At 64.9% G+C, this 12,324-nt stretch carries 13 protein-coding genes and 1 pseudogene; 11 read left to right on the top strand and 3 right to left on the bottom strand.

Features of this window, described 5'->3' with window-relative positions; translation table 11 throughout:
* Window positions 1-20: 20 nt before the first annotated feature.
* Genes QIY50_08520 through QIY50_08530 form a run of 3 tightly spaced genes read right to left on the bottom strand, consistent with a single transcriptional unit; the run spans window position 21 to window position 1,386 of the window.
* A complete protein-coding gene (locus tag QIY50_08520) occupies window positions 21-575 on the bottom strand; it encodes a chemotaxis protein CheW (protein ID WGV22208.1) in 555 nt (184 codons plus the stop codon).
* Complete coding sequence (gene pilH / locus QIY50_08525; GenBank protein ID WGV22209.1) at window positions 572-937, bottom strand: twitching motility response regulator PilH; 366 nt, start codon at window positions 935-937, stop codon at window positions 572-574. Before pilH ends, QIY50_08520 begins: the two co-directional genes overlap by 4 nt.
* A 47-nt stretch (window positions 938-984) precedes the next feature.
* Entirely contained in the window at window positions 985-1,386 is a 402-nt protein-coding gene (locus QIY50_08530) for a response regulator (GenBank protein WGV22210.1), read from the bottom strand.
* Between the two features lie 297 nt (window positions 1,387-1,683).
* On the opposite strand from QIY50_08530, the gene gshB reads away from it, so the two are divergent.
* From gshB to phaC, 11 genes and pseudogenes are all read left to right on the top strand, one after another.
* Window positions 1,684-2,637, top strand: coding sequence for a glutathione synthase (gene gshB, locus QIY50_08535; protein ID WGV22211.1), 954 nt, complete (start codon window positions 1,684-1,686; stop codon window positions 2,635-2,637).
* A 91-nt stretch (window positions 2,638-2,728) separates the two neighbouring features.
* Window positions 2,729-3,634: an energy transducer TonB gene (locus QIY50_08540; GenBank protein ID WGV22212.1), complete on the top strand. Its 906-nt coding sequence runs from the start codon at window positions 2,729-2,731 to the stop codon at window positions 3,632-3,634.
* A gap of 171 nt (window positions 3,635-3,805) precedes the next feature.
* Entirely contained in the window at window positions 3,806-4,375 is a 570-nt protein-coding gene (locus QIY50_08545; protein WGV22213.1) for a YqgE/AlgH family protein, read from the top strand.
* Window positions 4,375-4,812 (top strand): Holliday junction resolvase RuvX, encoded by a 438-nt coding sequence (gene ruvX, locus QIY50_08550; protein WGV22214.1) that lies wholly within the window; start codon window positions 4,375-4,377, stop codon window positions 4,810-4,812. The genes QIY50_08545 and ruvX overlap by 1 nt, the downstream gene beginning before the upstream one ends.
* 49 nt (window positions 4,813-4,861) lie before the next feature.
* Window positions 4,862-5,380, top strand: a complete 519-nt coding sequence (pyrR, locus tag QIY50_08555) for a bifunctional pyr operon transcriptional regulator/uracil phosphoribosyltransferase PyrR (GenBank protein WGV22215.1) — start codon at window positions 4,862-4,864, stop codon at window positions 5,378-5,380.
* Between the two features lie 12 nt (window positions 5,381-5,392).
* Window positions 5,393-6,398: pseudogene (locus tag QIY50_08560) on the top strand (aspartate carbamoyltransferase catalytic subunit).
* Window positions 6,395-7,666: a dihydroorotase gene (locus QIY50_08565; GenBank protein WGV22216.1), complete on the top strand. Its 1,272-nt coding sequence runs from the start codon at window positions 6,395-6,397 to the stop codon at window positions 7,664-7,666. Before QIY50_08560 ends, QIY50_08565 begins: the two are co-directional and overlap by 4 nt.
* A gap of 212 nt (window positions 7,667-7,878) precedes the next feature.
* Window positions 7,879-8,409 (top strand): ATP-dependent protease subunit HslV, encoded by a 531-nt coding sequence (gene hslV / locus QIY50_08570; GenBank protein WGV22217.1) that lies wholly within the window; start codon window positions 7,879-7,881, stop codon window positions 8,407-8,409.
* A 76-nt stretch (window positions 8,410-8,485) separates the two neighbouring features.
* Window positions 8,486-9,829 (top strand): ATP-dependent protease ATPase subunit HslU, encoded by a 1,344-nt coding sequence (hslU, locus tag QIY50_08575; GenBank protein ID WGV22218.1) that lies wholly within the window; start codon window positions 8,486-8,488, stop codon window positions 9,827-9,829.
* 163 nt (window positions 9,830-9,992) lie between these two features.
* On the top strand, window positions 9,993-10,370 hold the full coding sequence (locus QIY50_08580) for a DUF971 domain-containing protein (GenBank protein ID WGV22219.1): 378 nt from the start codon (window positions 9,993-9,995) through the stop codon (window positions 10,368-10,370).
* Window positions 10,371-10,640: 270 nt separating this feature from the next.
* Window positions 10,641-12,320: a class II poly(R)-hydroxyalkanoic acid synthase gene (gene phaC, locus QIY50_08585; GenBank protein ID WGV22220.1), complete on the top strand. Its 1,680-nt coding sequence runs from the start codon at window positions 10,641-10,643 to the stop codon at window positions 12,318-12,320.
* Window positions 12,321-12,324: the final 4 nt, after the last annotated feature.

Below are 12,324 nucleotides of genomic sequence, written 5' to 3' on the forward strand. Positions count from 1 at the left end.
CTTGTTCACGTTCACAGGTCCTATAACGCCACATCGAGAAAGCCCGGCGCCTGGGCCAGGGCGAAGGGGCTGAAGATCGCCCAGTTACGTTCACGCGGGAAATGCCCCTGCACGAAAGGTGCAGCGGCGCGGATCAGGGGTTGCGGCGGCGACAGTTGCAGGCTGTCCAGGGCAAAGTGCTGCAGGCCCAGCACCTCGTCCACCAGCAAGCCGACGAACAGGTCCTCATGGTCCAGCACCAGCACTCGTCGCTGCTTGCCAGGGGCGGCGTGGCCCAGGCCGAAGAAGCTGCTCAGGTCCATCACCGGCAGCAGCCGGCCGCGCAGGTTGGCCACCCCGCACACCCATGGCTGCACGCCCGGGACGCGGCTGCTGCGCGGTTCGCGCAACACCTCGGCGACCTCGCCCATGGGCGCGACAAACCATTGCCCGGCAATGCGAAAGCCGATGCCGCTCCACTGTTGCAGGCGGTTGTCCTGCGGCGGCTGGTCGGCGACCAGCAGGCGGCAGCGCCGGTCGATGTCCAGCAACAATTCGAAGGCGGTCAGCGACGCGCCCTGCGGGCGGGTGGTCAAGCCCCAAGCACTTCTTTGAGCTTGGCGATCAGCGCGTCCTCTTCCACCGGTTTGGTCAGGAAGTCACGGGCGCCCTGGCGCGTGGCCCAGATGCGGTCGGTTTCCTGGTCCTTGGTGGTGACCACGATCACCGGGATGGCGCTGGTTTCCGGGTCCTTGCTGAGCTGGCGGGTAGCCTGGAAGCCATTCATGCCGGGCATGACGATGTCCATCAGCACCGCATCAGGCTTTTCCTGCCGGGCCAGGGCCACGCCATCGGCACCGTTGCTGGCCTTGAGCACCTGGTAGCCGTGCTTTTCCAGCCACTCGGTCAATCGGTACATCTCTGTCGGCGAGTCGTCGACAATCAGAACTCGGGCCATGCTGGTTCCCCATCAGGAAAGAAAGACCGTGCCATGGCGGGGCACGGTCAGGGTGCGTGTTGTTGGGCTGCGGCAAAACCGGGCACGTGGGCGCGGATCGCGTCGAGCAGTTCTTCCTTGCTGAACGGTTTGGTCAGAAACTGGTCGGAGCCGACCACCCGACCGCGGGCCTTGTCGAACAGGCCGTCACGGGACGACAGCAGAATGACCGGGGTGTCCTTGAAGGCACTGTTGTGCTTGATCACCGCGCAGGTCTGGTAGCCGTCCAGGCGCGGCATCAACACATCGACGAAGATGATGCTGGGCTGGTGGTCGACGATCTTGGCCAGGGCATCGAAGCCATCGCTGGCGGTGATCACCTCGCAGCCCGCTTCACCGAGCAACATCTGCGCGGTGCGGCGGATCGTGCGCGAATCGTCGATCACCATCACCTTCAGGGGTTGTTCCATCTGTTGGGCTACCATCGCTGTTCATGCCGAAATCGTGGGGCCGCTGCGCGCCCCTATCGCGACACAAGGCCGCCCCTACATGGGACCGCAATCTCCTGTAGGAGCGGCCTTGCGTCGCGATAGGGCTGCGCAGCAGCCCCAAAGGCCTGTTGTATAGCACTATGACTGGCATTTTTAGCACACTCCGGGTGGCCGTTCCATCTGCGGCGCCCCTTGACCGGCGGCGTTCACGGCGCCACCCTGAGCCACTTTTCTTTCGATCCATCGCGGCCACGCGCCGCCAAGAGGAACCACCCCATGAGCGTTCGCCTCGGCATTGTCATGGACCCCATCGCGTCCATTTCCTACAAGAAGGACAGCTCGCTGGCCATGCTGCTGGCCGCTCAGGCACGCGGCTGGAGCCTGTTCTACATGGAGCAGCGCGACTTGTACCTGGGCGCCGGCCAGGCCCGTGCGCAGATGCGCCCGCTGAAAGTGTTCGCCGACCCGGCCCGCTGGTTCGAGCTGGGCGAAGAGCAGGACAGCGCGCTGGCCGAGCTGGACGTGGTCCTGATGCGCAAGGACCCGCCCTTCGACATGGAGTTCGTCTACAGCACCTACCTGCTGGAGCAGGCCGAGCGCGAAGGCGTGCTGGTGGTCAACCGCCCGCAGAGCCTGCGCGATTGCAACGAAAAACTGTTCGCTACCCAGTTTCCGCAGTGCATGGCACCGACCCTGGTCAGCCGCCGTGTCGACATCCTGCGCGAGTTCGCCAACAGCCGCGGTGACGTGATCCTCAAGCCGCTGGACGGCATGGGCGGCGCCTCGGTGTTCCGCCACCGCAAGGACGACCCGAACCTGTCGGTTATCCTGGAAACCCTGACCCAGCATGGCAACCAGCAGATCATGGCGCAGGAATACCTGCCGCAGATCGTCGACGGCGACAAGCGTATTCTGATGATCGACGGCGAGCCGGTGGACTACTGCCTGGCGCGCATCCCGGCCAGCGGCGAGACCCGTGGCAACCTGGCCGCCGGCGGCCGTGGCGAGGCGCGCCCGCTGACCAACCGCGATCGCTGGATCGCCGCCCAGGTCGGCCCGACCCTGCGCGAGAAGGGCCTGCTGTTCGTGGGCCTGGACGTGATCGGCGACTACCTCACCGAAATCAACGTCACCAGCCCCACCTGCATCCGCGAGATCGATGCCGCCTACAACACCGATATCGGCGGCAAGCTGATGGATGCCATTGATCGCCAGTTGAAGGCGCGCTGACCGCCGACGCACGGCAACAACCCAGAGTGGGGTATGATGCGGGTCCTTTTAGCCTGGCCTGCTACCCCGCCCTGCGGTTGCTGGAAACCTGATGACGCTGCCCGCTGACATCCCCGCCGACATGCTGCCCCCCCGTGTTCGCCCGGTGGACCGGCTTGGCTTCACCCTGTTCCTGGCTGCCCTGGTGCACCTGGCGCTGATCCTTGGCGTCGGTTTCAGCGTGGTCAAGCCTGCCGAAATCCGCCACACCATGGACATCACCCTGGCCACCTTCAAAAGCGAGAAAGCGCCGGAGAAGGCCGATTTCCAGGCCCAGGACAACCAGCAGGGCAGCGGTACCCTGGACAAGAAAGCGGTGCCCAAGACCACCGAACTGGCACCGTTCCAGGACAGCAAGATCAACAAGATCACCCCGCCACCTGCGGCCAGGCCCGAAGTGGTACCGCCCCCTACGCCGCAGAAGTCGGCAGTGGCGACCACGGCATCCAAACCGCAGAAGGTCGAGCCCAAACCCAAGGAAAGCAAGGCGCAGCCCAAGCCGGCCGCGCCGGCACCGGACTTCGACAGCTCACAGTTGTCCAGCCAGATCGCCAGCCTGGAGGCGGAGCTGTCCAACGAACAGCAAATGTACGCCAAGCGCCCGCGCATCCACCGCCTGAACGCCGCCTCGACCATGCGCGACAAGGGCGCCTGGTACAAGGAAGAGTGGCGCAAGAAGGTTGAGCGGGTGGGCAACCTGAATTACCCCGACGAAGCGCGTCGGCAGCAGATCTACGGCAACTTGCGCATGATGGTGTCGATCAACCGCGATGGTTCGCTGTACGAGGTGCTGGTGCTGGAGTCGTCCGGGCAGCCAGTGCTGGACCAGGCGGCGCAGCGCATCGTGCGGCTGGCGGCGCCGTTTGCACCGTTTACCGGGGACCTGGCCGAATTCGACCGGCTGGAGATCATCCGCACCTGGCGCTTTGCCCGTGGGGACCGTTTGTCCAGTAACTGATCTGCTGGCTGTACCGGCCCTTTCGCGGGCACGCCCGCTCCCACAGGATCTTCACTGAACCTGAAGCCTGTGGGGGTACCTGTGGGAGCGGGCGTGCCCGCGAAGAGGCCGGCACAAACGACACAAATCCGCACCTTGTCAGCCTCGCCACCTGGCGCCACACTATCCCCCATGAAAACCCTCACGCCGAGCTACCTCAAGCATCAGTTCCTGATCGCCATGCCGCACATGGCCGATCCGAACTTCGCCCAGACCCTCACGTACATCGTCGAGCACAACGCCCATGGCGCCATGGGCCTGGTGGTCAACCGGCCGCAGGAGCTGAACCTGGCCGATATCCTCGAGCAGCTGCGCCCGGACGAAATGCCACCGGCCAGCACCTTGCGGGTGCCGATCTACCAAGGTGGCCCGGTACAGACCGACCGTGGCTTCGTGCTGCACAGCAGCGAGTGCAGTTTCCAGGCCACCGTGGCGCTGGAAGGGCTGTCGCTGACCACCTCGCAGGACATTCTGTTGGCCATCGCCGCCGGTGTCGGCCCAAAACAGAGCCTGATCACCCTGGGCTATGCCGGCTGGGAAGCGGGCCAACTGGAGGAGGAACTGGCCGACAACGCCTGGCTCAACTGCCCGTTCGACCCGGAAATCATCTTCGGCAAGGCCAGCGACCTGCGCCTGGACGCCGCCGCCGCCAGCCTGGGGATCAACCTGAACCTGCTGACCAGCCAGGCGGGCCACGCCTGATGGCTGAACTGCACCCTGAACCACGTCTGCTGCTGGGCTTCGACTACGGCAGCAAACAGATCGGCGTGGCCGTCGGCCAGGTGGTCACCGGCCAGGCCCGCGAGTTGTGCACCCTGAAGGCGCAGAACGGCGTGCCCGACTGGGCCCAGGTTGAAAAGCTGATTGCCGAATGGAAGCCCGATGCCATCGTCGTCGGCCTGCCGCTGAACATGGACGGCACCCCCAGCGAAATGAGCGCCCGTGCGGAAAAGTTCGCCCGCCGCCTGAACGGCCGCTTCAACCTGCCCGTGCACACCCACGACGAACGCCTGACCACCTTCGAGGCCAAGGGTGAGCGCATGGCCCGTGGCGGCCAGCGCGGCAGCTACCGCGACAACCCGGTCGATGCCATCGCCGCCGCCCTGCTGCTGCAAGGCTGGCTGGAGGCCAATACCTGATCATTTTTGCCGCCGGGCGCGCCCGGCGCCCCCTCCCGAGGAGCCCGCAATGAGCCTACCCGATCCCGCCGAGCTGATTCGGCAGATGGCTGTCGACCTTCGCGCCCACCTGGCCCGCCGGGCAATCAGCGAGCCGCGTTACATCGGTATCCGCACTGGCGGCGTCTGGGTTGCCCAGGCCCTGCAGGAAGCCATGGGCGACACCAGCCCCATGGGCACCCTGGACGTTTCGTTCTACCGCGACGACTTCAGCCAGAACGGCCTGCACCCGCAAGTGCGCCCGTCCGAGCTGCCGTTCGAGGTCGAGGGCCAGCACCTGGTACTGGTGGATGACGTACTGATGAGCGGCCGCACGGTGCGCGCTGCGCTCAACGAACTGTTCGATTACGGCCGCCCGGCCAGCGTCACCCTGGTCTGCCTGCTGGACCTGGATGCCGGCGAACTGCCGATCCGCCCGAATGTGCTCGGCGCCACCCTGTCACTGGCCGCCCATGAACGGGTAAAATTGACCGGACCCGCACCGCTCGCCCTCGAGCGCCAGGACCTCGCCTCCGCTTCCGCCCTTTAAGAGTCCCCCGCGATGACGCCAATCGACGCCAAGCGCCCGCTGCAGCTCAATGATCAGGGCCAGCTGCGCCACTTCCTCTCGCTCGACGGTTTGCCCCGCGAACTGCTCACCGAGATCCTCGACACCGCCGATTCCTTTCTGGAAGTCGGTGCCCGGGCCGTGAAGAAAGTCCCGTTGCTGCGCGGCAAGACCGTATGCAACGTGTTTTTCGAGAACTCCACCCGTACCCGTACCACCTTCGAACTGGCGGCCCAGCGCCTGTCGGCCGACGTGATCAGCCTGAACGTGTCGACCTCCTCGACCAGCAAGGGCGAGACCCTGTTCGACACCCTGCGCAACCTCGAAGCCATGGCCGCCGACATGTTCGTGGTGCGCCACTCCGACTCCGGGGCCGCGCACTTCATCGCCGAACACGTGTGCCCGGAAGTCGCCGTGATCAACGGCGGGGACGGCCGCCACGCGCACCCGACCCAGGGCATGCTCGACATGCTCACCATCCGCCGCCACAAGGGCAGCTTCGAGAACCTGTCGGTGGCCATCGTCGGCGACATCCTGCATTCGCGGGTGGCCCGCTCCGACATGCTGGCGCTCAAAGCGCTGGGCTGCCCGGACATCCGCGTGGTCGGCCCGAAAACCCTGATCCCGATCGGTATCGAGCAATACGGCGTGAAGGTGTATACCGACCTCGCCGAAGGCCTGAAGGACGTTGATGTGGTGATCATGCTGCGCCTGCAGCGTGAGCGCATGGCCGGCGGCCTGCTGCCCAGCGAAGGCGAGTTCTACCGCCTGTTCGGCCTGACCACCGCGCGCCTGGCCGGGGCCAAGCCCGACGCCATCGTCATGCACCCGGGCCCGATCAACCGTGGCGTGGAAATCGAGTCGGCGGTGGCCGACGGCAAGCACTCCGGTGATCCTCAACCAGGTCACCTACGGCATCGCCGTGCGCATGGCCGTGCTGTCCATGGCCATGAGCGGGCAAAACGCGCAACGTCAATTCGACCAGGAGAACGCCCAGTGACCCTCAGTATTCTCGGCGCCCGGGTCATCGACCCCAACAGCGGCCTGGACCAGGTCACCGACCTGCACCTGGACGGCGGCCGCATTGCCGCCATCGGCGCCGCCCCGGCCGGGTTCAGCGCCAGCCGCACGATCCAGGCTGATGGCCTGGTCGCCGCGCCCGGCCTGGTCGACCTCGGCGTGTCCCTGCGTGAGCCGGGCTATAGCCGCAAAGGCAATATCGCCAGTGAAACCCGCGCTGCCGTCGCCGGCGGCGTCACCAGCCTGTGCTGCCCGCCGCAGACCAAGCCGGTGCTGGACACCTCGGCGGTGGCCGAACTGATCCTCGACCGCGCCCGCGAGGCCGCCAACAGCAAGGTCTACCCGATCGGCGCCCTGACCAAAGGCCTGGAAGGCGAGCAGCTGGCCGAGCTGGTAGCCCTGCGCGACACCGGCTGCGTGGCCTTCGGCAATGGCCTGAAGGAAATCCCCAACAACCGTACCCTGGCCCGCGCCCTGGAATACGCCGCCACTTTCGACCTGACCGTGGTGTTCCACTCGCAGGACCGCGACCTGGCCCACGGCGGCCTGGCCCACGAAGGTGCCATGGCCAGCTTCCTCGGCCTGCCGGGCATTCCGGAAACCGCCGAAACCGTGGCCCTGGCGCGCAACCTGCTGCTGGTGGAACAGACCGGCGTGCGTGCGCACTTCACCCAGATCACCAGCGCCCGTGGCGCGCGGCTGATCGAGCAGGCCCAGCAGCTTGGCCTGCCGGTGACCGCCGACGTGGCGCTGTACCAGCTGATTCTTACCGACGAATCGCTGCGTGAATTCTCCAGCCTGTACCATGTGCAACCACCGCTGCGCACCGCCGCAGACCGCGACGGCCTGCGTGCGGCAGTGAAGTCGGGGGTAATCCAGGCGATTTCCAGCCACCACCAGCCGCACGAGCGCGACGCCAAGCTGGCCCCGTTCGGCGCCACCGAGCCGGGCATCAGCAGCGTCGAATTGCTGTTGCCGCTGGCCATGACCCTGGTGCAGGACGGCCTGCTCGACCTGCCAACCCTGCTGGCCCGCCTGAGCAGCGGCCCGGCGGCGGCCCTGCGCCTGCCGGCCGGTGAGCTGAAAGTGGGTGGTGCGGCCGACCTGGTGCTGTTCGATCCACAAGCCTCGACCGTGGCCGGCGAGCAGTGGTTCTCGCGTGGCGAGAACTGCCCGTTCATTGGTCACTGCCTGCCGGGTGCGGTGCGTTATACCTTGGTCGATGGGCATGTCTGCCACGAGGCCTGACTAACCCTGTTCGCGGGCACGCCCGCTCCCACAGGATCACCACAATTCCAAGGCATGTGGTAACCCTGTGGGAGCGGGCATGCCCGCGAATGCCCTCGCACGGTTCCCCCTGCCAAGCGCGACCATTCATCCCCCACGGTTGAAATCCTTCGCCCCACCCCCATATGAGTCTGCATCAGGCACTTTCGCCCCGCTGCGTGGAGACTCTCCCCTTGACCACCATCGTTTCTGTCCGCCGTAACGGCAAAGTCGTCATGGGCGGCGACGGCCAGGTATCCCTCGGCAACACCGTGATGAAAGGCAACGCCAAGAAAGTGCGCCGCCTGTACCACGGCCAGGTCATCGCGGGCTTCGCCGGCGCTACCGCCGATGCGTTCACCCTGTTCGAGCGCTTTGAGGGCCAACTCGAGAAACATCAGGGCCACCTGGTCCGTGCCGCCGTCGAACTGGCCAAGGAATGGCGTACCGACCGTTCCCTGAGCCGCCTGGAGGCCATGCTGGCCGTGGCCAACAAGGACGCATCGCTGATCATCACCGGCAACGGCGACGTGGTCGAACCCGAAGACGGCCTGATCGCCATGGGTTCCGGTGGCGCCTACGCCCAGGCCGCAGCCCGCGCCCTGCTGAACAAGACCGACCTCTCGGCCCGCGAAATCGCCGAAACCGCCTTGAACATTGCCGGCGACATCTGCGTGTTCACCAACCACAACCTGACCATCGAGGAGCAGGACCTGGCCGAGTGATTCAGCTGTTCTGGCGCCCCCGCCCGGTGCGGGGGCTTTTCCACGCTGACTCATCTGCCCAAGGACCCAATTGATCATGTCCATGACCCCCCGCGAGATCGTCCACGAACTCAACCGCCACATCATCGGCCAGGACGACGCCAAGCGCGCCGTGGCCATCGCCCTGCGCAACCGCTGGCGGCGCATGCAGCTCCCCGCCGAGCTGCGCGCCGAAGTGACCCCGAAGAACATCCTGATGATCGGCCCCACCGGCGTCGGCAAGACTGAAATCGCCCGCCGCCTGGCCAAGCTGGCCAACGCGCCGTTCCTCAAGGTCGAAGCCACCAAGTTCACCGAAGTGGGCTACGTGGGCCGCGACGTCGAGTCGATCATCCGCGACCTGGCCGATGCCGCGCTGAAGATGCTGCGTGAGCAGGAGATCATTCGCGTGCGCCACCGCGCCGAAGACGCCGCCGAAGACCGTATCCTCGATGCCCTGCTGCCACAGGCCCGCGTGACCAGCTTCAGCGAAGAAGCCGCGCAGACCAGCACCGATTCCAACACCCGCCAGCTGTTCCGCAAGCGCCTGCGCGAAGGCCAGCTGGACGACAAGGAAATCGAGATCGAAGTGGCCGATGCCGTAGGCGTCGAAATTGCCGCGCCGCCCGGCATGGAAGAAATGACCAACCAGTTGCAGAGCCTGTTCGCCAACATGGGCAAAGGCAAGCGCAAGGCGCGCAAGCTGAAGGTTAAAGAAGCCCTGAAGATGGTTCGTGATGAAGAAGCGAGCCGCCTGGTCAACGAGGAAGAGCTCAAGGCCAAGGCCCTGGAAGCGGTCGAGCAGCACGGTATCGTGTTCATCGACGAAATCGACAAAGTTGCCAAGCGCGGCAATGTTGGCGGTGCCGACGTGTCCCGCGAAGGTGTGCAGCGCGACCTGCTGCCGCTGATCGAAGGCTGCACCGTCAACACCAAGCTGGGCATGGTCAAGACCGACCACATCCTGTTCATTGCCTCGGGTGCGTTCCACCTGAGCAAGCCGAGCGACCTGGTGCCCGAGCTGCAAGGCCGCCTGCCGATTCGCGTGGAGCTCAAGGCCCTGACCCCGGAAGACTTCGAGCGTATCCTGCAGGAGCCGCACGCGTCGCTGACCGAACAGTACCAGGCCCTGCTGAAGACCGAAGGGCTGAACATCGAGTTCCTGGCGGACGGCATCAAGCGCCTGGCCGAGATTGCCTATCAGGTCAACGAGAAGACCGAGAACATCGGTGCCCGCCGCTTGCACACCTTGCTCGAGCGCCTGCTCGAAGAGGTGTCGTTCAGTGCCGGCGACCTGGCCAGCACCCATGACGAAGCGCCGATCCAGATCGACGCGGCCTATGTGAACAGCCACCTGGGTGAGCTGGCGCAGAACGAAGACCTGTCGCGCTACATCCTGTAAAAACGGCGTCGACTGCTTCGCGGGCACGCCCGCTCCCACAGGATCACCACAGACCCAAAGCATGTGATGATCCTGTGGGAGCGGGCGTGCCCGCGAAGAGGCCCTTGAATCCCTCCATCATAAGCTGGAAGCTTGCTTCATCAGCTCCCGAGAGATTCTGCCCATGGCCCGCCTGCCCACCGCCATCAACCTGCACAAAGCCTCGAAAACCCTCAGCCTCACCTATGCCCCCGGCGAGGTCTACCACCTGCCCGCCGAATTCCTGCGCGTGCATTCCCCCTCTGCCGAGGTCCAGGGCCACGGCAACCCCATCCTGCAGTTCGGCAAGATCAACGTCGGCCTGAGCGGCCTTGAACCTGCCGGCCAATATGCACTGAAACTGGTCTTCGACGACGGCCATGACAGCGGCCTGTTCACCTGGGAATACCTCGAACAGCTATGCCTGCGCCAGGAACAACTGTGGGCCGAGTACCTCGACGAGCTGCACAAGGCCGGCAAATCCCGCGACCCCGCCGAGTCGGTGGTCAAACTGATGCTCTAGCGCAAGGGCCCTGGGGTTTAGAGCGCATTTTCTAGAATCATCTGTTTGAATGCCCTACAGACAGCCCAATGAAGGGCTGTCTTGCGCAATACATGAAAGTCGGGTAACCAATGGGGAGTGGCAAGTTCCCTGCATCACCTTGCAGGTAATCAGCACCCTCGCAGCACCGCTGTTCCTTATCACTGGTCACCCGAGTAGCAGTACCGGGCTCAGCACTGTGCACCCGTCACAGCAAACCGGTACTCGTCTCAGGACAACGGAGCGTCGTAGATGAGTAACAAGAACAACGATGAGCTGCAGCGGCAAGCCTCGGAAAACACCCTGGGGCTGAACCCGGTCATCGGTATTCGTCGCAAGGACCTGTTGAGTTCGGCACGCACCGTGCTGCGCCAGGCCGTGCGCCAACCGCTGCACAGCGCCAAGCATGTGGCCCACTTCGGCCTGGAGCTGAAGAATGTGCTGCTGGGCAAATCCAGCCTGGCCCCGGAAAGCGATGATCGTCGCTTCAACGACCCGGCCTGGAGCCACAACCCGCTCTACCGCCGCTACCTGCAAACCTACCTGGCCTGGCGCAAGGAGCTGCAGGACTGGATCGGTAGCAGCGACCTGTCGCCCCAGGACATCAGCCGCGGCCAGTTCGTCATCAACCTGATGACCGAGGCCATGGCGCCGACCAATACCCTGTCCAACCCCGCGGCGGTCAAGCGCTTCTTCGAAACCGGCGGCAAGAGCCTGCTCGATGGCCTGTCAAACCTGGCCAAGGACTTGGTCAACAACGGTGGCATGCCCAGCCAGGTGAACATGGATGCCTTCGAAGTGGGCAAGAACCTGGGCACCAGCGAAGGTGCCGTGGTGTACCGCAACGATGTGCTGGAGCTGATCCAGTACAGCCCGATCACCGAGCAGGTACACGCCCGCCCGCTGTTGGTGGTGCCGCCGCAGATCAACAAGTTCTACGTATTCGACCTCAGCCCGGAAAAGAGCCTGGCGCGTTACTGCCTGCGCTCACAGCAGCAAACCTTCATCATCAGCTGGCGCAACCCGACCAAGGCCCAGCGCGAATGGGGCCTGTCGACCTATATCGATGCGCTCAAGGAAGCGGTCGACGCGGTGCTGGCAATTACCGGCAGCAAGGACCTGAACATGCTCGGTGCCTGCTCCGGCGGCATCACGTGCACCGCGTTGGTCGGCCACTATGCCGCCCTTGGCGAGAACAAGGTCAATGCCCTGACCCTGCTGGTCAGCGTGCTGGACACCACCATGGACAACCAGGTCGCGCTGTTCGTCGACGAGCAAACCCTGGAGGCCGCCAAGCGCCACTCCTACCAGGCTGGCGTGCTGGAAGGCAGCGAGATGGCCAAGGTGTTCGCCTGGATGCGCCCCAACGACCTGATCTGGAACTACTGGGTCAACAACTACCTGCTCGGCAACGAGCCGCCGGTATTCGACATCCTGTTCTGGAACAACGACACCACGCGCCTGCCGGCCGCCTTCCATGGCGACCTGATCGAAATGTTCAAGAGCAACCCGCTGACCCGCCCCAATGCCCTGGAGGTGTGTGGCACACCGATCGACCTGAAGCAGGTGCAATGCGACATCTTCAGCGTGGCCGGCACCGCTGACCACATCACCCCGTGGCAGTCGTGCTACCGCTCGGCGCACCTGTTCGGCGGCAAGATCGAATTCGTGTTGTCCAACAGCGGGCATATCCAGAGCATCCTCAACCCGCCGGGCAACCCCAAGGCGCGCTTCATGACCGGTGCCGACCGCCCGGGTGACCCGCTGGCCTGGCAGGAAAATGCCACCAAGCATGCCGATTCCTGGTGGCTGCACTGGCAGAGCTGGCTGGGCGAACGTGCCGGTGAGCTGAAAAAAGCGCCGACCCGCCTGGGCAATCGAGCCTATGCCGCTGGCGAAGCCGCACCGGGCACCTACGTTCACGAGCGTTGAGCTG

Source organism: Pseudomonas putida, from assembly GCA_029953615.1.
Taxonomy (GTDB): domain Bacteria; phylum Pseudomonadota; class Gammaproteobacteria; order Pseudomonadales; family Pseudomonadaceae; genus Aquipseudomonas.

What these genes read in the sequence shown, in the direction of transcription:
- hslU (WGV22218.1), top strand. Translation starts at nt 8,486, where the DNA reads ATGTCCATGACCCCCCGCGAGATCGTCCACGAACTCAACCGCCACATC.
- pilH (WGV22209.1), bottom strand. Translation starts at nt 937, where the DNA reads ATGGCCCGAGTTCTGATTGTCGACGACTCGCCGACAGAGATGTACCGA.
- QIY50_08545 (WGV22213.1), top strand. Translation starts at nt 3,806, where the DNA reads ATGAAAACCCTCACGCCGAGCTACCTCAAGCATCAGTTCCTGATCGCC.
- ruvX (WGV22214.1), top strand. Translation starts at nt 4,375, where the DNA reads ATGGCTGAACTGCACCCTGAACCACGTCTGCTGCTGGGCTTCGACTAC.
- QIY50_08580 (WGV22219.1), top strand. Translation starts at nt 9,993, where the DNA reads ATGGCCCGCCTGCCCACCGCCATCAACCTGCACAAAGCCTCGAAAACC.
- pyrR (WGV22215.1), top strand. Translation starts at nt 4,862, where the DNA reads ATGAGCCTACCCGATCCCGCCGAGCTGATTCGGCAGATGGCTGTCGAC.
- QIY50_08540 (WGV22212.1), top strand. Translation starts at nt 2,729, where the DNA reads ATGACGCTGCCCGCTGACATCCCCGCCGACATGCTGCCCCCCCGTGTT.
- QIY50_08530 (WGV22210.1), bottom strand. Translation starts at nt 1,386, where the DNA reads ATGGAACAACCCCTGAAGGTGATGGTGATCGACGATTCGCGCACGATC.
- gshB (WGV22211.1), top strand. Translation starts at nt 1,684, where the DNA reads ATGAGCGTTCGCCTCGGCATTGTCATGGACCCCATCGCGTCCATTTCC.
- phaC (WGV22220.1), top strand. Translation starts at nt 10,641, where the DNA reads ATGAGTAACAAGAACAACGATGAGCTGCAGCGGCAAGCCTCGGAAAAC.